The sequence below is a fragment of the Paraburkholderia sp. GW821-FHT02A12 genome (assembly GCF_059422005.1).
Map to the genome: position 1 here is coordinate 77,487 of NZ_JBWKWA010000001.1, position 19,469 is coordinate 96,955.

General features: G+C 60.3%; 17 protein-coding genes. 9 read left to right on the forward strand and 8 right to left on the reverse strand.

What is annotated here, in order from left to right; translation table 11 throughout:
- Positions 1-199 precede the first annotated feature (199 nt).
- The 4 genes from AC07WT_RS00345 to AC07WT_RS00360 form a co-directional block, all read right to left on the reverse strand.
- Entirely contained in the window at positions 200-1,102 is a 903-nt protein-coding gene (locus AC07WT_RS00345) for a plasmid partitioning protein RepB C-terminal domain-containing protein (protein ID WP_494945652.1), read from the reverse strand.
- Positions 1,099-2,001: a ParB/RepB/Spo0J family partition protein gene (locus tag AC07WT_RS00350; protein ID WP_494945653.1), complete on the reverse strand. Its 903-nt coding sequence runs from the start codon at positions 1,999-2,001 to the stop codon at positions 1,099-1,101. Before AC07WT_RS00350 ends, AC07WT_RS00345 begins: the two co-directional genes overlap by 4 nt.
- A complete protein-coding gene (locus AC07WT_RS00355) occupies positions 1,998-3,563 on the reverse strand; it encodes a recombinase family protein (protein WP_494945654.1) in 1,566 nt (521 codons plus the stop codon). Before AC07WT_RS00355 ends, AC07WT_RS00350 begins: the two co-directional genes overlap by 4 nt.
- Positions 3,564-3,732: 169 nt before the next feature.
- A complete protein-coding gene (locus AC07WT_RS00360; protein WP_494945655.1) occupies positions 3,733-4,176 on the reverse strand; it encodes a hypothetical protein in 444 nt (147 codons plus the stop codon).
- A 1,186-nt stretch (positions 4,177-5,362) separates the two neighbouring features.
- On the opposite strand from AC07WT_RS00360, the gene AC07WT_RS00365 reads away from it, so the two are divergent.
- Positions 5,363-6,478 (forward strand): Fic family protein, encoded by a 1,116-nt coding sequence (locus AC07WT_RS00365; RefSeq protein ID WP_494945656.1) that lies wholly within the window; start codon positions 5,363-5,365, stop codon positions 6,476-6,478.
- A 335-nt stretch (positions 6,479-6,813) separates the two neighbouring features.
- On the opposite strand, the gene AC07WT_RS00370 is transcribed toward AC07WT_RS00365, so the two are convergent.
- Positions 6,814-7,224: an AraC family transcriptional regulator gene (locus AC07WT_RS00370; RefSeq protein WP_494945657.1), complete on the reverse strand. Its 411-nt coding sequence runs from the start codon at positions 7,222-7,224 to the stop codon at positions 6,814-6,816.
- Between the two features lie 249 nt (positions 7,225-7,473).
- Here AC07WT_RS00370 and eat point away from each other — a divergent pair, with 249 nt between their 5' ends.
- Genes eat through eutC form a run of 3 tightly spaced genes read left to right on the forward strand, consistent with a single transcriptional unit; the run spans position 7,474 to position 11,109 of the window.
- The gene (gene eat / locus AC07WT_RS00375; RefSeq protein ID WP_494945658.1) at positions 7,474-8,877 is read left to right on the forward strand and encodes an ethanolamine permease; all 1,404 of its coding nucleotides are present in this window, start codon (positions 7,474-7,476) and stop codon (positions 8,875-8,877) included.
- Between the two features lie 43 nt (positions 8,878-8,920).
- Positions 8,921-10,315, forward strand: a complete 1,395-nt coding sequence (locus AC07WT_RS00380; protein ID WP_494945659.1) for an ethanolamine ammonia-lyase subunit EutB — start codon at positions 8,921-8,923, stop codon at positions 10,313-10,315.
- Positions 10,312-11,109 carry an ethanolamine ammonia-lyase subunit EutC gene (gene eutC, locus AC07WT_RS00385; protein WP_492590703.1) on the forward strand — a complete coding sequence of 266 codons (798 nt, stop codon included), beginning with the start codon at positions 10,312-10,314 and terminating at the stop codon, positions 11,107-11,109. Before AC07WT_RS00380 ends, eutC begins: the two co-directional genes overlap by 4 nt.
- Positions 11,110-11,113: 4 nt before the next feature.
- On the opposite strand, the gene AC07WT_RS00390 is transcribed toward eutC, so the two are convergent.
- A complete protein-coding gene (locus AC07WT_RS00390) occupies positions 11,114-11,509 on the reverse strand; it encodes a DUF779 domain-containing protein (RefSeq protein ID WP_494945660.1) in 396 nt (131 codons plus the stop codon).
- Between the two features lie 65 nt (positions 11,510-11,574).
- Positions 11,575-13,095: an aldehyde dehydrogenase gene (adh, locus tag AC07WT_RS00395; protein ID WP_494945661.1), complete on the reverse strand. Its 1,521-nt coding sequence runs from the start codon at positions 13,093-13,095 to the stop codon at positions 11,575-11,577.
- A gap of 335 nt (positions 13,096-13,430) precedes the next feature.
- On the opposite strand from adh, the gene AC07WT_RS00400 reads away from it, so the two are divergent.
- The 5 genes from AC07WT_RS00400 (at position 13,431) to AC07WT_RS00420 (ending at position 17,247) form a co-directional block, all read left to right on the forward strand.
- Positions 13,431-14,474 carry a helix-turn-helix domain-containing protein gene (locus tag AC07WT_RS00400; protein ID WP_494945662.1) on the forward strand — a complete coding sequence of 348 codons (1,044 nt, stop codon included), beginning with the start codon at positions 13,431-13,433 and terminating at the stop codon, positions 14,472-14,474.
- Between the two features lie 399 nt (positions 14,475-14,873).
- Positions 14,874-15,827 carry a CsgG/HfaB family protein gene (locus tag AC07WT_RS00405; protein WP_494945663.1) on the forward strand — a complete coding sequence of 318 codons (954 nt, stop codon included), beginning with the start codon at positions 14,874-14,876 and terminating at the stop codon, positions 15,825-15,827.
- A 3-nt stretch (positions 15,828-15,830) separates the two neighbouring features.
- Positions 15,831-16,190 carry a hypothetical protein gene (locus AC07WT_RS00410; protein WP_494945664.1) on the forward strand — a complete coding sequence of 120 codons (360 nt, stop codon included), beginning with the start codon at positions 15,831-15,833 and terminating at the stop codon, positions 16,188-16,190.
- The gene (locus tag AC07WT_RS00415; RefSeq protein WP_492590697.1) at positions 16,187-16,567 is read left to right on the forward strand and encodes a DUF4810 domain-containing protein; all 381 of its coding nucleotides are present in this window, start codon (positions 16,187-16,189) and stop codon (positions 16,565-16,567) included. The genes AC07WT_RS00410 and AC07WT_RS00415 overlap by 4 nt, the downstream gene beginning before the upstream one ends.
- Positions 16,567-17,247 carry a DUF799 domain-containing protein gene (locus AC07WT_RS00420; protein WP_494945665.1) on the forward strand — a complete coding sequence of 227 codons (681 nt, stop codon included), beginning with the start codon at positions 16,567-16,569 and terminating at the stop codon, positions 17,245-17,247. The genes AC07WT_RS00415 and AC07WT_RS00420 overlap by 1 nt, the downstream gene beginning before the upstream one ends.
- Before the next feature lie 82 nt (positions 17,248-17,329).
- Here the strand turns inward: AC07WT_RS00420 and AC07WT_RS00425 are convergent, their stop codons facing one another.
- A complete protein-coding gene (locus AC07WT_RS00425; RefSeq protein ID WP_494948356.1) occupies positions 17,330-19,426 on the reverse strand; it encodes a heavy metal translocating P-type ATPase in 2,097 nt (698 codons plus the stop codon).
- Between the last annotated feature and the right edge of the window lie 43 nt (positions 19,427-19,469).

A 19,469-nucleotide genomic window follows, 5' to 3' on the forward strand; every position in this document is an offset into this window, starting at 1 on the left:
AAGGCGCGACCCGTTTGGCCCGCGGACGTCGAGGTTGCCTGCTTCTAAACGATGTTGTCGAGGTAAAACGGCGTCGCAGTTGAGCAAAAACCAGAAAAAGGCGCAGCATCGCCATTGTGTGGCGCAGACGTCAAAGCGATGGTGCTCATCTCGCAGTGCGTCGCACGCGGCGTGTTACAGCCACGATGTCAGGGTTCGGCTAGAGGACTGTGCCGAATTGCTGCTGGTCGAGAGAGATGGTTGCAATGATGGACTCGAACTCCGCCATCAAATCCGGATGGTGTTGGGCAACGTATTGCCGTGCAGAATCGTTTTCGAGGAGCTTGGCGAGATATCCTTTCGCAAGCACTAAATTCAACACGTCTTGACCGTAAGTCTGTTCCACGAGCTTGTACTGCCCCTGCAGATTGCTCATTTCCCGCTCCATTTTCGCCATCTGCTCCGGGCTAACGCCGGTCAGTTTGCGTGGCTTCTTGCCCTCGACAAGGCGCGCTGCAGGCGTTGCTACCAACAATGCCTCGGCGTAGGAGACTGACACATTGTTAGCGGCCACCATCAGCTCAACGCATTCGACCTGCCGCGTGGGCTTCATTTTGCGAATAGCGCGAACAAGCTCCGGCGAGAACTGCCGGTCGACGAGAAGTTTAGCCGCTTCCGGGCAAACGCCGTCGAGCAGCGACGCCTTCTTTAGAATCTGCGATACATCAACGGAAAGAGATTTCGCCAATCGTTCGGGCGATACACCTCTGTCAATTACACGCCGAATCATATAGTGCTCCTGGATTGTCGAGAGGCGATTGACCCGGTTGTTATAGGTGTAGCTCTCGTCATCGGTCGCGACAAGGCATGCAACCCGCTCGTGCCCCAAGTCCTGGACGGCAAGTAAGCGTAGATGCCCATCCAGCAGAACATGTTGTCCGGAAGACTGGTCCGCAGGCGTTACGGAAAGCGGTTCGATGAGGCCTACCTCTTCAATGGAGGTTCTTATCTGCTTGAATTTACGCGATTCGACCACGGGCGCCGGTATTCTGCGCGATGGCAAGATGCAGGAGACCGGTACCGACAACGGCTCGGGGATGAATCCGAGAGTTACGCCAGTCATGTGGCACTCCCGATTGGCCAAACGCGTTCGGCAAGATACTTCGGCAGGCTGGCCAGTCCCTCCGCGCGCAGCAGGTTGATGAAGTTCTCATCGGCAAACAGTTGCCTCAATGCGCCGACCACAAATAGCAACCGCTGTTGCGTGAACTCGGCTTTTCTCACCATGGACTTCTGACGTTCTACCTCGTGCTCATACGTCCGCACGAGACTCGATGTGGTGACAGCCGCGGATTTGCTCGTCATATTGTGCGCTGTGCTTCGCCCGAGTGCTTTTCTGCGCTCGATGATGCGACGAGCGCTCATCAGTTGCTTGCCCCGCAATTTTCCCGACTCATAGGCCTCCTGGAGTGCTGCCTGTATTTCAGCGTCATCGTCGCCGGCGCCAACAATCATGAGGGCCGCATTCAGGGGGACGACGCCTTTCTCCACCGCAACGACAAGTCTCTCTTCTCCCTGGCGCAGCAGCGCGAGGATGCCTTGAACGTAAGCCGGCGTAAGACCTGTCTTTTCGGCAATGACCTTCGGCGCATATCCCTGCTCCTGCAATTGCCGAATGCCGGCGAGCCGTTCGAGTGGACGACACTGTCTGCGCGCGATGTTTTCCGTCAGACTCATGACGAACGCGTCCTCGTCGCTCACGCTTACAACGAGTGCAGGAATAGTCGCTTCCCCGAGCGAGCGGAACGCCTTCAACCGTCCCTCGCCGCACACGAGCAGGTATTTTTCTATGCCGCCGGTCGTGGCTCGCGGCGTGACCACAATTGGTTTCTTGAGACCAATGGTCTTGATGTTGTCGACGATTTCCTTGAAAACCCGACCGTTGCGTTCTCGCGGATTGATGACTTCAATCTGGGAGATGGGGACCATCCGGATTTCTCCGGGCTGTTGCCGCGCGTTCACGCTACTCTCCTGAGACGGGCACGCTCGGCCATGCCATAGAGGTAGTCCAGCGTATCAAAGCGATAACTCTCAAACTCGATTGGATTCTGGTCGGCGAGGTGAATACGCGGTTGTCCAAAATCCAGACGTGGCAAAAGATAGTAGTCCAGCGCCGAAGCATTCGTCTGGTCAAGCCGCACCGCGACTGTTATATCCGGCAGGAGGCTCGTATCGAAGCGCACCTTCCAGTGATTTCGGCCATTGTCATGCGCCTGGCAGCGCGCGAGCACAATGCAGGCCGTGAACTCGTCGTTGACGGTCAGCAGGTCGGTTGCCGGGTCGCGTATCACCGTGCCGCCCAAATCCGCGATTTTCCTCTCCGTTTGCGCAACGATTTCCGGGTGCAGTTGTCGCAGGAAGCGGTTGGTCTCAATGTATCGATAATCTCGGCCGGGGGTAAAACCGACTGTCTGATAGGCACGAATTAGACTGCCGAATCGGTACACATAGACCGACGTAGAAGGCATGCCATCTGTTTCATCAATCACTACGCCGGACAGAAAACCGCGACTGCGGAACAGGTTGCGTAGTCGCTCGATTAGCTCCTCATTCGAGTAGTGCCGCGCCCTCGCTCTCATGATGCCCTGAGCCGTGTAGAACGTTTCGCTTGGCACAATTGCCTGAAATGCCCCCTCCTTTCGAATCCACATGTCCGGTGTGTTGGTCACCCGCAGCTTCTTCAGCTTGAACGACACCCGGTTGTATACGTTGTTGCCGATGTATTTCTCGTTGGTCAATACCTCCCGTACCGTGGCCCGTGTCCACTCCCGGTCAAGGTCGGTCCGCACGTGCATGCCGTTCAGGCGAGCTGCGATTTCGTATTCGTCGAGCGACTCGTCGATAAACCAGTTATAGATTAGATTGACAGTTCGCACCTCGCTTTCCGGCCCCGGCATGAGGATTACCCGGTCCGTCTGCAGGCTTTTATGTTCGCCGCGGCAAAGCTCCGCCTTCATTAGTCCGTGCTCATCGACCAATACCCGGCGAAGCCCATAACCCGCTGGGCCTCCTTGTCGAAAGCCCATTTCAATTAAACGGCACTGGCCCGCGAAAACCTTCGCAGACAACTCGCGGCTGTACTCACCAGCCATTGCCCGCTTTACCCCTTTCACGATGGTCGAGACAGGTGAGCCGTCGTTTTCGAACTGCTCGGCGCAGTACGCAACCTGGATGCCGGCACGGCGGCAGATGTACTCGTAATACGCGCTCTCGTCGGCATCCTGGAATCGCCCCCAGCGACTCACGTCATAGACGAGGATTACGCCGAAATCGGCTTTGCCATTGACTACATCGGAGATGAGATTCTGGAGTGCCCGGCGACCGTCGATTCGAAGACCGCTTTTACCCTCATCGGCATATGTGCGGACGATTTCGAATCCGCGGCGGGTCGCGTAGTCCCGAATTCGGTCGCGCTGGTTCTCGGTCGAATACTGCTGGTGCTCGGTCGACATGCGGACGTACTCAGCCGCCCGTCCTGCCAGGGAACCGGCTACGACAGCTCCACCCGCGTTATTGAATGACATGCTCCGCTCCGCAACTCAGACACAGACACGCGGCAGGCACCGGGCGCAAGGGGAGCCCCAAAATGCGAACGCCGCGGCTTCACATCAGGCGGTGGGGTTTGAAAGCGAACGGTGACAAGGCAAAGGTAGCAGGCCAGACGCCAATGTGTATCACGTCATCTCTTTGCAATCACATGGGCGGTGCTGGCGGCGCAGACAGCACGGCGATGTGGACGGTCCACGCGTCCATTTTTGCAGCGCTGGCATCATCCGCATGACACAGCACGTAGAAGCCAGAGCCCAGCGGCCGGGGGAGTTCGATGACATCCATCTTTGCAATCGGCTTGAAACTCCGTCGTGCATTGCGCATCCGCTGCATGCTGCTGTTGCGCTCCCGATACGCTGGATGTGCAGCTCGATATTCGCGCCAATAGTCGGAGTGGCCTGCGCGCCATCTCGCCTGAGCACGGGCCTGGTTGTCGCGATAGTCGCTGTCGATACGGAGCCGGTGGTTCTGCCAGTCGCGTCGACGGGCGCGCTGGCAAGCTTCCGACGAGCAGTAACGCTGACGAGGAACATGCAGCAGCGGCACGAACGCGTTGCCACAGGCGAGACAGAGGCGGGGGGATTTCATGAGTGCCCTCGAGGTCGGGTTGCGACGGGCAGACGCCGACGCCTCGACCAGTCACCGAAACGGCTGGCCTGAGGCGAAATAGAGAGGGGTTTAACTCGGTAGTTGCTTCGTTAAACAGCCATCGCTGTCTGCTTGGCGCGTGAGTAGGCCAGTCTCAGAAACTTGGACATTTCTTGACCGCCGGCGTGCATCGAGATGGGTCGCTCACGACGGCCCTATGGGCGATGGCGATGGGAGAGCTTCGCCAGGAAGGTACCCCGTTGTCATGCCGGTTCAGCTGCGTGCAAAAAAATCTCACGCGATGCTTCCCCAAATCTCATCCGATGCGTCCCACAGTCCGCAGGGCCTTGTCTGACGGGCCCAAAAATCTCACGTTTTGAGTCTCGCTACAGACTCCGTCTGTTTGTGATGTAGCAACCTAAAAATTCTATACACCGTGGAGCGCAGGTCACATTCCTCGTGACCTGTTCCGTGGTAAATTACGCCCTGAAGCTGCTCCCACACGCCAACAATCGGGGCTTGTTGGGCATTCGCAAAATTGCAGAACAAAGCGACAAAAACCGATACTGCGATCCTTCTCATAATTTTCCTTGATTAATGACCCGTGTCAGACCAATGCATATTTTCGTGAGGATAATAGGTCACCCCATAACCATCGCCAACGTGCTTCAGGTCAGCGAATGACCTAAGCTCGACGTCATGGCCTGTCGCATCCTTGACTCGCTTGCCCACGTACCCGGTGATATTCATGTCGACTGCCGCGCCGTAATTATGGCGAGACCGCCCAGGCCTCCCGACGGCTTGCATCGCCGAATTGACATTGACGCCATAGCCTCGGCACATCTCCTTTGCGGCCTTACGGCCCCACGATCGCACAGACGTTATCCGATAAGTACGACAACGAATTCTGATTTGACGTTGCCACAGCTATTACGTGTTTTGCAGCGCCGCCTCAACCCACCCGAAGTTGATCTTCTCCTGCTCCAGTCGCTGATTTCTTGCGCAAACGGTTATCGCGCAGATCGTCGGCTTTAGATGTCCCAGCATTTCATCCCGCCTAATCCGTTCGAAAAATCAGTCTCACGCGAGGAGCCGACGGCCCCGAGCGGCGAATAGCATCATTATTCTCCGCTGATTTTGCGGAGAATAATTTGTATCTGCGGGGAAAATAGATCATAATCTCCGCATGAATCGCGGAGATTGGTTATACATCTGGGAATTTCCCGAGTGGCCGGCATGGCGCTATGACTTGTCACGCCTTGCGGCTCCGCTCGCGGAAGTGTCCCGAGCCCAAGGGCTATTGTTCGGGCGTCTTGCCGATGTGGGTCTGACGCTACGCGGCGAGGCCAGTCTTGTCGCGCTTACCGAAGACGTCGTCAAAACCAGCGAGATAGAGGGCGAACAGCTCAATGTCGCATCGGTGCGTTCGTCGATAGCACGCAAGCTCGGCGTCGATATTGGCGCGCTCGCGCCAGTCGACCGCCATGTCGAAGGCGTCGTGGAAATGGTGCTCGACGCCACCCTGAATTGCTCGGCCGAGGTGTCGAGAGAGCGCTTGTTTGGATGGCACGCCGCGCTTTTTCCAACAGGGTTCAGCGGCATGTCCCGCATCAGCGTCGCCAACTGGCGCGACGATTCCAAAGGTCCGATGCAGGTTGTTTCCGGTCCGATAGGTCGTCAGAAGGTCCACTTCGAGGCGCCGCCCGCCGGACGTCTCGATCTGGAAGCAGACCGCTTTCTCACCTGGCTGAATAACGATTCACCCGATCCGCCGGTACTCAAGGCTGGGCTCGCCCACCTCTGGTTCGTCACACTGCATCCGTTCGACGACGGCAACGGCCGCCTTGCACGGGCCATTGGCGATCTGCTTTTGACGCGTGCCGACTGCAGCCCCGAGCGCTTCTACAGTTTGTCGGCACAGATCCAGCGTGAGCGGAACGATTATTACGACATTCTCGAGCGCACTCAAAAAGGCTCACTCGATGTCACCGAGTGGCTCGCCTGGTTCCTCGGTGCTTTGCATCGCGCAGTCGATCACGCCCAACTCACGCTGAACTTCGTGCTGTCGAAGGCGCGCTTCTGGCAGCGCTGGGCAGGCGCGCCTTTAAACGAGCGGCAGGTCAAACTGATGAGTCGCCTGCTCGACGGTTTCGACGGAAAGCTAACCAGTAGCAAATGGGCTGCAATTGCAAAGTGTTCACCGGATACCGCATTGCGTGACATCAGCGAACTCCTCGCATTAGGGGTGTTGAAAAAATCAGCAGCAGGGGGCCGCAGCACGTCGTACGAGTTAGCGGATTGAGCGCGACATAAGCAACCCCACTTATCCACAGCCCCCTCTGGACAACTTTTGTAAAAGCCACCTGACACACTGTGGGCGAAACGTTGATAAAAGCGCGGCTTCGCAACGCCGAACAAAAGTTTTCCCTGGCTCCGTGCTCCTGTCCGCTCATGCTCCGCAGGGTTATCGATTCCGCAGACCTTTGATCCGTAAGCGAAGATTCAAGTTATCCACAGCCTGGCGCGCTGCTTGTTAACTATTACTACGTATACATATACAAAGACTATAAAAACCAGAGAGGCAGCAGCGAACCACGCTGCGCAAGCGAGCACAAGACAAGCAGTGCGGGCAAAGCATCAAACCAGCGGCAAACAAATCTTCGTCAACAGATCCGCAGGCGCTGTCTCCTTCGGGCTATTCAGATATTCCTCGAACATCGGCGCATCCGCAGCTTCACGTCCCGACTGCACCAGCCACGTTCCATACAGCCACTCATACGCCGCACGCATATCGCTATACGGCCCTTTGTGCCGCAGCACCGCATATTGACCGCCTTTCACGTGCGCCACGGAAACCGGCGGACTGACCGTCACCGAAGCCTGAACCGGATGCGGCAACAGCACGCCGGCCTTCGAACGCAAATCGCTTTCCGCCACCACACCTGGATCGTCGTAGTAGATCCCGATCATTCGCATCTGCGCCGCCAGCAGATTGTGTTTCGCTAGCCAACCGAACAGCGTGTCGAATGCCTTGCCCGATTCGTTCATGAGCTGGTCAAAGGAAGTTTGCTAAACGGATACGGACAAAAGTACCACGTCCCCATTTACCAAATCCTGCGGATTTCGCGTACTGCGGGTCGATGCATTTAAGCGCACGCTGACACACCTGCGGTCTGAAAATTGCCGAATTTCGATAACACTTCGATTTATGGCTCACTACCATCGGCTGAAGCCTGTCCGCCCATGCACCGCAAAACCTTGCGGCATCAAGCAAGCGGCAACATCAGGGAGTGCCCGATGAAATCAGAATCCAGGAACCAACACGTCGGTAAGGTCGCGCATCACGAGTTGAAACAGACGGTCGGTACGTGGCAACTGTGGGGGATCGCGGTCGGTCTCGTCATTTCGGGCGAGTACTTCGGCTGGAGTTACGGCTGGGCGAGCGCCGGCACGCTCGGCTTCGTCATCACCGCGGTTTTTATCGCGGCGATGTACACCACCTTCATCTTCAGTTTCACCGAACTCACCACGTCGATTCCGCATGCGGGCGGCCCGTTCGCCTATGCGCGCCACGCGTTCGGTCCGACCGGCGGTTATCTGGCTGGCGCGGCAACGCTGGTCGAATTCGTATTTGCGCCGCCCGCGATTGCACTCGCGATCGGCGCGTATCTGCACGTGCAGTTTCCCGGCCTCGAACCGAAGCACGCGGCGATGGGTGCGTATCTCGTCTTCATGGCGCTGAATATCGTCGGCGTGCAGATCGCCGCGGCCTTCGAGTTGTGCGTGACGTTGCTCGCGATCTTCGAACTGCTGGTGTTTATGGGCGTCGTCTCACCGGGTTTCCAGTGGGCCAACTTCACGAAAGGCGGCTGGTCCGGTGCGGATACCTTCAGCATGGGTTCGTTCCACGGCATGTTCGCGGCGATCCCGTTTGCGATCTGGTTCTTTCTCGCGATTGAAGGCGTCGCGATGGCGGCCGAGGAAGCGAAGAACCCGAAGCGCTCGATTCCGATCGCCTACGTGACCGGCATTCTGACGCTGGTGGTGCTCGCTATCGGCGTGATGGTATTTGCCGGCGCGGCGGGCGACTGGACCAAGCTGTCGAACATCAACGACCCGCTGCCGCAAGCGATGAAATTCATCGTCGGCGAACATAGCGGCTGGATGCACATGCTGGTGTGGCTCGGCCTGTTTGGGCTCGTCGCGTCGTTTCACGGCATCATCCTCGGCTACTCGCGCCAGATCTTCGCGCTGGCTCGCGCGGGTTTCCTGCCGGAGTGGCTCGCGAAGGTGCATCCGCGCTTCAAGACGCCGCATCGCGCGATTCTCGCGGGCGGCGTGGTCGGCATCGCCGCGATTTACAGCGACGAGCTGATCCAGTTCGGCGGCCAGACGCTGACGGCGAACATCGTGACGATGTCCGTATTTGGCGCTATCGTGATGTATATCATCAGCATGTTGGCGCTGTTCAAGCTGCGCCGCTCGGACCCGAACATGGAGCGTCCGTTCCGCGCGCCGCTGTTTCCGTTCTTTCCGGCGTTCGCGCTGGTGGCCGCGGTGATTTGTCTGGCGACGATGGTCTACTTCAATTTCCTGGTGGCCATCGTGTTCGCGATTTTCCTCGCGCTTGGCTACGTCTACTTCCTGCTGACGCGCCATCAACGCGAAACGGCGCTGGCGGACGCTTTGCTCGAAGAGTGACGGATCGAGCCGCTGCGTATGCAGCGGCGATGGAGTCGTAAAGATGAGCTACACCGAGACAATCGGCAGCCGCACCTATCGTTTCGCCGACCTGAAAACGCTGCTGGCGAAGGCCAGTCCGCAGCGTTCGGGCGACCAGTTGGCGGGCGTCGCGGCGGCCAGCGAAGAGGAGCGCGTCGCGGCCAAGATGGCGCTCGCGCAAGTGCCGCTGCGCACGTTTCTCAACGAAGCGCTGATCCCGTACGAAAGCGACGAGGTCACGCGCCTCGTGATCGACGATCACTCGCCGCAAGCGTTCGCCGAGATCGCGCATCTGACCGTGGGCGATTTCCGCAACTGGCTGCTCAGCAGCACGACCGACGCCGGCGCGCTCACGCGTATCAGCGCGGGCCTCACACCGGAGATGGTCGCGGCGGTGTCGAAGCTGATGCGCAATCAGGACCTGATCGCGGCGGCGCGCAAGCGTCCGGTGATCACGCGCTTTCGCAACACGGTTGGCTTGCCGGGTCACATGTCGGTGCGTCTGCAACCCAATCATCCGACCGACGACGTCAAAGGCATCGCCGCTTCGATGCTCGACGGCCTGATGTACGGCTGCGGTGACGCCATGATCGGCATCAACCCGGCGAGCGACAATCTCGCCGCGATCACCACGCTGCTCGTGATGATCGACGACTTCCGCCAGCGCTATCAGGTGCCGACGCAATCGTGCGTGCTGACTCACCTCACCAACACGATCGCCGCGATCGAAAAAGGCGCGCCAGTCGATCTGGTGTTTCAGTCGATTGCCGGCACGGAGAAAGCGAACTCGGGTTTCGGCATTTCGCTCGCGCTGTTGCAGGAAGCGTATGAAGCGGGCTTGTCGCTCAAACGCGGCACGGTCGGCAACAACCTGATGTATTTCGAAACCGGCCAGGGCAGCGCGCTGTCGGCCGATGCCCATCACGGCGTCGATCAACAGACGTGCGAAGTGCGCGCCTATGCGGTCGCCCGCAAGTTCAATCCGTTTCTGGTCAACACGGTGGTCGGCTTCATCGGACCCGAGTATCTGTACGACGGCAAGCAGATCACCCGCGCGGGTCTCGAAGACCACTTCTGCGGCAAGCTGCTCGGCGTGCCGATGGGTTGCGATATCTGCTACACGAATCACGCCGAAGCGGATCAGGACGATATGGACAACCTGCTCACGCTGCTGGGCGTGGCGGGCATCAACTTCATCATGGGCATTCCGGGTGCGGACGACGTGATGCTCAACTATCAAAGCACCTCATTTCACGACGCGCTGTATGTGCGCGAAGTGCTCGGCCTGCGCCGCGCACCTGAATTCGAAGAGTGGCTCGAGTCGATGCAGATCGCCGACGCGCGCGGCGCACTGCTCAGCGCATCGACCCAACAACCGCTGCTGGAAGGCGCGCGCGACTGGATGGGCATCGCATGAGCGACTTCCTCGAAAAGAATCCATGGAATGCGCTGCGCCAGTTCACCAATGCACGCATCGCGTTGGGCCGCGCGGGTAACAGCTTGCCGACCGCGCCGTTGCTGGCCTTCAACCTGTCGCATGCCCAGGCGCGCGACGCGGTGCATCATCCGCTCGATACCGACGTGCTGCACGAACAGTTGCGGGCGCAGAAATTCCGCACGCTCGACGTGCATAGCGCCGCACCCGATCGCGAGCATTACTTGCGGCGTCCCGATCTCGGCAGGCGTTTGTCGGAAGAGAGCCGCGCAGCGCTCGCTCAGGTTCCGGCCGAATCACCCGATGTGGTGTTCGTGATCGGCGATGGCCTGTCGGCGTTCGCTGCTTCAAAGCAATCGATTCCTTTGCTGCAAGCCGTCTGTCCGAAACTCACGGATTGGAAGATCGGCCCGGTGGTGGTCGCGAGGCAGGCGCGCGTCGCGCTAGGCGACGAAATCGGCGAGTTGTTGGGCGCGAAGCTGGTGGTGATGCTGATCGGCGAGCGGCCCGGTTTGAGTTCGCCCGATAGCCTCGGCATCTATCTGACGTACGCGCCGAAAGTAGGCTGTAGCGACGCGCAGCGCAATTGCATTTCGAACGTGCGGCCGGAAGGTCTGAACTACGCGTTAGCCGCGCACAAATTGCACTACCTGCTGACGCATGCAAGGAGATTGGGACTTACCGGCGTTGGTCTGAAAGACGATAGCGACGCGGCGCTCGCGCACACGCCCTCGGCACCCGCAGTCGGCGACGATTCGAGTTCAGACGCGTCATAGAAACTCACGCATCCGCCCGTTCGACCGGATGCGTTTCCAGCCACGCGTTCTCGTCGTCCTCAAAGAGTCGCGAGCGCGTCAGGAATCGCAATCCGCTGGGTCTTTCGAGAGAAAACATGCCGCCGTTGCCCGGCACGACGTCGATGATCAGTTGCGTGTGCTGCCAATACTCGAACTGCGATTCGCTCATGTAGAACGGCACGCCGGCGATTGTCCCGAGCTTCACGTCGGATGAGCCGACCATGAACTCGGCTTGCGGAAACATCATCGGCGCGCTGCCGTCGCAGCATCCGCCGGATTGGTGAAAGATCACTGCGCCATGCTCGGCACGCAGCGCGTCGATCAACGCCACCGCGGCAGGCGTTGCGATCACGCGTGCGACTTCCTTTTCATCAGCCATCACATTCCCTCGCTGAAAAAAGAGCGAGCCGCGCAATGCGGCCCGCTCGAACAGGATCGTTACGCTTAGAAGAAGCCGAGCGGCTTCTCGCTATAGCTGACGAGCAGGTTCTTGGTCTGCTGATAGTGATCGAGCATCATCTTGTGATTCTCGCGACCAATGCCGGATTGCTTGTAGCCGCCGAACGCCGCATGCGCCGGATACGCGTGATAGCAGTTGGTCCACACGCGGCCCGCCTGGATCTGCCGGCCGAAGCGATAGGCACGCGTGCCGTCGCGCGTCCACACGCCGGCGCCGAGACCGTAGAGCGTATCGTTGGCGATCTCCAGCGCTTCTTCTTCGGTTTTGAACGTGGTCACCGACACCACCGGCCCGAAGATCTCTTCCTGGAAGATGCGCATCTTGTTATGGCCGCGGAACACGGTCGGCTTCACGTAGTAGCCCTTGCTCAGCTCGCCGCCCAGCGTGTTGCGTTCGCCGCCGATCAGGCATTCGGCGCCTTCCTGCTTGCCGAGATCGACATACGAGAGGATTTTTTCGAGCTGTTCCTGCGAGGCCTGCGCACCGATCATCGTTTTCGTATCGAGCGGGTGACCCTGCGTGATCGCGGCGACGCGCTTCAACGCGCGTTCCATGAAGCGGTCGTAAATCTTTTCATCGACCAGTACGCGCGACGGGCACGTACACACCTCGCCCTGATTCAGCGCGAACATCGCGAACCCTTCGAGCGCCTTGTCGAAGTAACCATCGTCGTGGTCGATCACATCTGCGAAGAAGATGTTCGGGCTCTTGCCGCCGAGTTCGAGCGTTACCGGAATGATGTTCTGGCTCGCGTACTGCATGATCAGGCGGCCCGTGGTCGTCTCGCCGGTGAAGGCGATCTTCGCGATGCGTTTGCTCGATGCGAGCGGCTTGCCCGCTTCGAGGCCGAAACCGTTGACCACATTCAGCACGCCCGGCGGCAGCAGGTCCTGGATCAGTTCGACCAGTACGAGAATCGACGCGGGCGTTTGCTCGGCCGGCTTGAGCACGATGCAGTTTCCCGCAGCCAGCGCCGGCGCTACCTTCCACACCGCCATCAGGATCGGGAAATTCCACGGAATGATCTGGCCGACCACGCCGAGCGGTTCGTGAAAGTGATAGGCGACGGTGTCGTCGTCGATCTCGGAGATGGAGCCTTCCTGAGCGCGCACGGCGCCGGCGAAATAGCGGAAGTGGTCGATCGCAAGCGGAATGTCGGCGGCCATGGTTTCGCGCAGCGGCTTGCCGTTGTCGATCGTTTCAGCGACGGCGAGACGTTGCAGATTCGCTTCCATCCGATCGGCGATGCGGTTCAGGATGTTGGCGCGATCGGTGGTCGAAGTCTTGCCCCACGCAGCTTTCGCGCGATGGGCAGCGTCGAGCGCGAGTTCGATATCGGCCTCGCGTGAGCGTGGGATCGACGTGAACGGCTCGCCGGTGATCGGCGATATATTGTCGAAGTACTCGCCTCCGACAGGCTTGACCCATTCACCGCCGATAAAATTCGCATACTGCTTTTTATACGGGAATTCGGTGGTCAGAAATTGCATCTCTGCGTGATTCATCTGTGTGCTCCTCACATGTTGAATGGGCTGTATTCGGCGCGATATTTCGCTTGGCCGCGAGAGACTAGAGCCAGAAGTGTGCCAATGCACCGCGCTGGTGAGTCCCGCACGTGCAACGGGCACTGTTGCGACGCGTCGCACGATGCGCTGTTCAATCTGCCAAGGATGAACGTCCCGCTTCTGTCCCGCTTCTGTCCCGTTTCTGATCAATGTGAAAAGCGTTGTTCATCAATTGAACAGGGCGTTGGCACTTGTCGATGCTGCACGCTGCGAATGCGTTCGGCATGGGAATTGCCTTCTTTTTGCCTTCGATATTCAGTTCTCATAGATCCGGTATGACGATTGAACGCCAAAGCGACAGCTTCACTGACCGGCCCCCAGCGCCGCAGCCGAGCTTTTGCGTGCAGACTTGCGTCGCCCACGATGCCGACGAACAGGCGCGCAACCTCCACGGCTGGAGCCAGACCTACGACCAGTTGACCGCGGGCCGCTTTGTGGGCGGGTTGACGGAGTTGCGTCTCGACCACATGCAGGTGTTCGTCGAAACGACCAGTCACACGCTGCGGCAAACCTGCGAAGTGCAGAAAGACGCCTACTGGTTTGGCATTCCCACGTGCCCGGAAGGCTCCGGGCGGATCGACGCGCAGGTGATCGCGGGCGACGCGCTCGCATTTCGTCCGGGCGGGATCGAGTTCGAACTGCTGACCTCGGCGGGTTACGAGATTTTCGGCGTGGTGGTGAAGGGCGAAGTGCTGCGCCGTTACGCGGCCGAAGTGGAGCGCGTCGGCTTGGCGGACCATTTGCCGAATACGGAAGTCGTGCCGATCGGCATGGCGAGGAAGGAGCGGCTGTGCGCTTCGCTGCGCCAGCTTCTCGACGACGGCGCGGCGAGCGCCGCGCCGCTGTCTTCGTTCGCGCGCAACAATTTGCAGGCGTCCGTGCTGGCGTCGCTGTTCGACGTGGGCGCGTTGCCGGGCTCGGAGCAGGTTGCGATGCCTGCGCGTCCGCGGCGTCAGTCGATCGTGTCGGAGGCGCGTGAATATGTGCTGGCCAATCGCGATCGCGCGGTCAATGTGCCGGAGTTGTGCGAACGGCTGCATGTGAGCCGGCGCACTTTGCAGTACTGCTTTCAGGACGTGCTCGGCATGGCGCCCGCCGCCTATCTGCGCACGATCCGGCTAAACGGCGCGCGCCGTGATTTATGCAGCGCGTGGCGCGAGTCGCGTTCGGTGCAGGATGTGGCCGCGGCGTGGGGCTTCTGGCATCTGAGCCAGTTCGCCACTGATTATCGGAAGTTGTTCGGAATGCGGCCTTCGGATACGTTGAAGGCGGCGATCAATGGCCGCACCCAAACCGACAGCTGTTCGTTCGCTCATTAGTGCATAAGCGCATTCGCGTGTGACGGCAGCGTTGCTGCGAAGTGCCGTAACAGGCGGTACGCGTCACGTGCTTTTCAAATTGATGCAATCAGTGCACATCGAAGCCCATTTTTGCTTATCCACTGTTCGTCTATCAAGCATGGGGTTTCTGGACGTTCGATTAGCAAAGCCTAAAGATTCGGATTTGCGTGCCGATATTAACGGTGTGCGAAGCGATATCGAGCGGTTTTCGAATCACATAAAAAAACGAAAAAGTCTTTGATCGAAAAGGACAATTCGTCTTTTGACGGGATTCGATTAATCCGCCACGCATAAAGACGAGCAGACTCGATGGCGGCAATCAAACGCCGCGTATATCGAAGTCCGCCGGGGCCAACATAACAATGCAAATCGGGGAAAATGAAGAATCGTACCTTAAGCGCCGTGACGCTCGTCATGGCGATGACCGGTTGCGCGACGGTTTCCGATCAACCGGCCAAGGTTGAAGCGCCGCAACCGCGTGTCCAGCAGGCCGCTGCGCAACAGGCGCAAGCCGCGCCGGCGGTGAAGGCCTTCAAACGCAAGATCGCGATTGGCCGCTTCTCGAACGAGACGCGCTATGGCCGTACCTTCGTCACCGATGCAAGTCTCGATCCGCTTGGCAAGCAGGCCAGCGATATCCTCGCCGCGCGTCTGGTCGAATCGAAGCAGTTCATGGTGTTCGAGCGTCCGGACCTGAGCAAGATCGCCGCGGAGCAGGGGCTGAACAAGGACGGCAAGATGGTCGGCGTCGACACGCTGATCCTCGGCTCGGTGACGGAATTCGGCCGCGGCACGACCGGCAAGTCGGGTTTCCTCAGCTCGACGAAAGTGCAGACGGCGCACGCGAAAGTCGAACTGCGTCTCGTCGACGTGAAGACCGGCTACGTGTTCTTCTCCGCGCAGGGCAGCGGCGAAGCGAGCACCGAGTCGGGTGAGATCGCCGGCTTCGGCAGCCGCGCCGACTACGACGGCACGCTGAACGACAAGGCCATCTCCGCCGCGATCTCCGACGTGATCGGCGCGATGATGACCAAACTCAACGAGCGTCAATGGCGCACCGATATTTTGAAAGTGGACGGCAGCACGGTGTTCATCACCGGTGGACCTCGTCAGGGCATTCAGCCCGGCGCAGCGCTGCGCGTGTACAAGCCGGGTGAATCGGTGCAAAGCGGCCAGACCGGCTTCCAGATCGCATTGCCGGCCACGCCGGTCGCGACCTTGCACGTGGTCAGCTCGTTCGGCGACAACGAAACCAATGAAGGGTCGGTCGCGCAGGTCACGAGCGGCACGCTTGCCGCGAAGAGCGCGGCCACCTACTACGTCGCGGAGTAACGCATGCTCACAAGCCAAATGAAGCGCTGTTTCGGCGCGCTGGGGATGTCGTGCGCGATCGCCGCGCTGCTGCTGAGCGGCTGCGCAATGCCGGCATCGAAAGTGGAAACCGGCGGCACGCGGCCGACGCTCGCGCTGATTGGCGCACCCGCCGATGCGATGCTCGTACTCGACGGCGCTGTGATCGGCCAGGCGTCGCTGTATGACGGCGTGCGGCGCGTGCTGACGGTCGAAGAAGGCGCGCACACGATCGAAGTGAAGCGCAATGAAGGGATCGTGCTCAGCAAGAAGGTCTTCGCGGCCTCGGGAGAGACGATCAAGATCGACGTAGCAAATGGTGTGAACGGGGAAAGACAACCATGATGAGAGTCGGTATAAAGGGCGGCTGCGCCGTCGCATGGGTGGCGTTGGTTGCATTGACCAGCGGCTGCGTGCAACAGCCGGTCGCGAAGTACAACTGGGGCGACTACGAGTCGGCGATGTACAGCTACTACCAGTCGCCGGCCGACAGCCACGCGTTCGCGGCGAAGCTGCTGGCCGCGATTCAGGCGTCGGAATCGGCGAACAAGAAGGTGCCGCCGGGCATGTATGCCGAGTACGGTGAGCTGCTTTTCGAAGCCGGCGACAACGCTAATGCGACCCAATACTTCGAGAAAGAGAAGGCTACGTGGCCAGAGTCGTCGGTGTTGATGACGAACATGATTCGCCTCGCGTCCACTAACCCGACCAAAAAGCCATGATGTCCATTCGATCCATACTTCGTGCGGCGTTTGCCGCTGCGGCCGTGGCCGCGCTGGCAGCTTGCGCGCCGGTCAAAACCGCGCAGAAACACGCCGACTACACCGCGTTTCGAGCTCAGGCGCCGCATTCGATCCTGGTGGTGCCGGTGGTCAACGAGAGTGTCGACGTCGGCGCACCGGACTTCTTCCTGTCGACCATCTCGCGGCCGATCGCTGAACGCGGTTACTACGTGTTTCCGGTCAATCTGACCAAGAAGGTTATGGCCGACGACGGCCTGTCCGACGCGAACATGGTTCACTCGAGCGATCCGGCCGCGCTCGGCAAGATGTTCGGTGCCGATGCGATTATGTACATCCGGATCAAGCATTGGGAGTCGAAATATGTCGTGCTGAAAACCACCACGACCGTCGAACTCGACTATTCGCTGAAGAGCGGCACGACCGGCGAAGAGCTGTGGAAGAACCATGAAGTGCTGAATTATTCGCCGCAGGTGAATACAAGCGGCGGCGTGCTCGGCGTGTTGATTTCGGCGGCGGTCGCGGCGGCGATCGAGAAAGCGAAGCCGGACTATATTCCGCTCGCACGTCAGGCGAATTTCCGGGCGGTGGGCGTGCTCGGCACGGGCTTGCCGGCGGGGCCGTACGACAAGGCATATGGCGCGGATACCGCCGCGTTCTGATCCTCTGAACGCGATGCGCTGAAAAAAGGGCGGCCTTTGGTCCGCCCTTTTTTGCACCAGTCGACGCCGCGTGAAAGCGCGCTCACTTGCGCAACAGCCGCAACCCGTTCGCCACCACCAGCAAACTCGCGCCCACATCGGCGAACACTGCCATCCACATCGTGCCCAGGCCCATGACCGTCAGCACGAGGAAAACGGCCTTGATGCCCAGCGCCAAGGTAATGTTCTGAACCAGCACGGCACGCGTCGCCTTCGAGAGCCGTACGAACAGCGGAATCTTGCGCAGGTCGTCGTCCATCAGCGCGACGTCGGCGGTTTCGATCGCGGTGTCGGTGCCCATTGCGCCCATCGCGAAGCCGATATCCGCGCGTGCGAGCGCCGGCGCGTCGTTGATGCCGTCGCCGACCATCCCGACCACAGCGCCGTCCTTCGACCAGCTCGCCACCGCGTTCTGCTTGTCTGCCGGCAACTGATCGCCGCGTGCTTCGTCGATGCCGACCTGCTGCGCGATCGCCTCCGCCGTGTGCGGGTTGTCGCCGGAGAGCATCGCGGTTCGTACGCCGAGGCGATGTAAATCGGCGATGGCGGCGCGGCTCGTGTCCTTCACCGTATCGGCGACGGCGAAGAGCGCCAGCACACGTTCGGCATCCACCAGCATCACGACCGTTTTGCCTTGCCGTTCGAGCGCATCGAGGCGCGCTTCGAGCGGCGCTGAACAGCGGCCGAGTTCTTCGACCAACCGATGATTGCCGAGCCAATACGGCAAACCGTCGATATCGCCGCGCACGCCACGTCCCGTCAGCGCTTCGAACGCATCGACCGTCGCGCTCCTGACGCCTTCGGCTTTGGCCGCTGCCGCGATCGCCAGCGACACCGGATGATCCGAGCGGCTCGCGAGACTCGCCGCGAGCGACCGGCAACCGGCGGCACCGACACCGGCCAGCGCTTCGAACTCCGTTTGCACCGGTTTGCCGTGCGTGATCGTGCCGGTTTTGTCGAGCGCGAGCCAGCTCAGCTTGCGGCCCTGTTCGAGGTAGGCGCCGCCTTTGATCAAAATGCCGTGACGTGCCGCTGCGGCGAGGCCGCTGACGATGGTCACCGGCGTCGAGATCACCAGCGCGCACGGGCAGGCGATCACCAGCATCACCAGCGCTTTATAGATCCACGCCTGCCACAGGCCGCCGAGCAGCAGCGGCGGCAGCACCGCGACCGCAAGCGCGGCCGCGAACACGATCGGCGTATAGACGCGCGCGAACTGGTCGACGAAACGTTGCGTCGGCGCTTTGGCGCCTTGCGCTTCTTCGACCGCGTGAATGATGCGCGCGAGCGTCGTGTTGCTGGCCGCCGCCGTCACGCGATAGTCGAACGAACCGGCCTGGTTGATCGTGCCGGCGAACACTGCGTCACCAATGGTTTTGTCGACGGGCAAACTTTCGCCGGTGATCGGCGCCTGATTCACGCTCGAACGGCCCGCGACGATTTCGCCGTCGAGCGCGACGCGTTCACCCGGCTTCACGCGAACCACGGCGCCGAGCGCGATCGCCTTGAGCCCCAGCGAACGCCAGCTGCCGTCGGCCTGCTGCACGCTCGCCTGTTCGGGCGTCAACTGCATCAGGCCCTTGATCGCGTTGCGGGCGCGGTCGAGCGATTTCGCCTCGATCAATTCGGCGATCGTGAAGAGGACCATCACCATCGCGGCTTCCGGCCACTGGCGCAGGATCAGCGCGCCGGTCACCGCAATGCTCATCAGCGCGTTGATGTTGAGGTTGCCGTTGCGGATCGCGAGCCAGCCCTTCCTGTAAGTGGTGAGGCCGCAGGAGGCGACGGCGAGGATCGCCAGACCCGCGGCCAGCCAGACGGGCGCGCCGAGCCAGCCGGCGGCCTCCGAGCCCACGGCGGCGAGGCCTGCCAGCGCCAGCGGCCACCACGGCCTGGACGGCGTGTGAGGCGCGACCGCGGACGCCGGGTTTGCGTTTGAATCTGCGTTTGGCCTGGCGTCGGCGAGTTCAGGTGTGAAGTCGAGCGAGCGCAGCGCGGCGAGGATGGTGCCGAGCGCATCGGGCGCGTGCACGACCGTCAGCACCCGTTGCATCAGGTTGAAATCCATGCTGCGCACGGCCGGCATGCGGCTGAACCTGGTGCGGATCAGCGCTTCTTCGGTCGGACAGTCCATCTGCATGATGCGGATGGCGGTGCGTACATCGCTGCCGATGCTTTCGGCT

Excerpts from the sequence above, each read along its gene's own strand:
- AC07WT_RS00345 (WP_494945652.1), bottom strand. The coding sequence starts at position 1,102 with ATGACTGGCGTAACTCTCGGATTCATCCCCGAGCCGTTGTCGGTACCG.
- AC07WT_RS00355 (WP_494945654.1), bottom strand. The coding sequence starts at position 3,563 with ATGTCATTCAATAACGCGGGTGGAGCTGTCGTAGCCGGTTCCCTGGCA.
- AC07WT_RS00360 (WP_494945655.1), bottom strand. The coding sequence starts at position 4,176 with ATGAAATCCCCCCGCCTCTGTCTCGCCTGTGGCAACGCGTTCGTGCCG.
- AC07WT_RS00365 (WP_494945656.1), top strand. The coding sequence starts at position 5,363 with ATGAATCGCGGAGATTGGTTATACATCTGGGAATTTCCCGAGTGGCCG.
- AC07WT_RS00370 (WP_494945657.1), bottom strand. The coding sequence starts at position 7,224 with ATGAACGAATCGGGCAAGGCATTCGACACGCTGTTCGGTTGGCTAGCG.
- eat (WP_494945658.1), top strand. The coding sequence starts at position 7,474 with ATGAAATCAGAATCCAGGAACCAACACGTCGGTAAGGTCGCGCATCAC.
- AC07WT_RS00380 (WP_494945659.1), top strand. The coding sequence starts at position 8,921 with ATGAGCTACACCGAGACAATCGGCAGCCGCACCTATCGTTTCGCCGAC.
- eutC (WP_492590703.1), top strand. The coding sequence starts at position 10,312 with ATGAGCGACTTCCTCGAAAAGAATCCATGGAATGCGCTGCGCCAGTTC.
- AC07WT_RS00390 (WP_494945660.1), bottom strand. The coding sequence starts at position 11,509 with ATGGCTGATGAAAAGGAAGTCGCACGCGTGATCGCAACGCCTGCCGCG.
- adh (WP_494945661.1), bottom strand. The coding sequence starts at position 13,095 with ATGAATCACGCAGAGATGCAATTTCTGACCACCGAATTCCCGTATAAA.
- AC07WT_RS00400 (WP_494945662.1), top strand. The coding sequence starts at position 13,431 with ATGACGATTGAACGCCAAAGCGACAGCTTCACTGACCGGCCCCCAGCG.
- AC07WT_RS00405 (WP_494945663.1), top strand. The coding sequence starts at position 14,874 with ATGAAGAATCGTACCTTAAGCGCCGTGACGCTCGTCATGGCGATGACC.
- AC07WT_RS00410 (WP_494945664.1), top strand. The coding sequence starts at position 15,831 with ATGCTCACAAGCCAAATGAAGCGCTGTTTCGGCGCGCTGGGGATGTCG.
- AC07WT_RS00415 (WP_492590697.1), top strand. The coding sequence starts at position 16,187 with ATGATGAGAGTCGGTATAAAGGGCGGCTGCGCCGTCGCATGGGTGGCG.
- AC07WT_RS00420 (WP_494945665.1), top strand. The coding sequence starts at position 16,567 with ATGTCCATTCGATCCATACTTCGTGCGGCGTTTGCCGCTGCGGCCGTG.
- AC07WT_RS00425 (WP_494948356.1), bottom strand. The coding sequence starts at position 19,426 with ATGCAGATGGACTGTCCGACCGAAGAAGCGCTGATCCGCACCAGGTTC.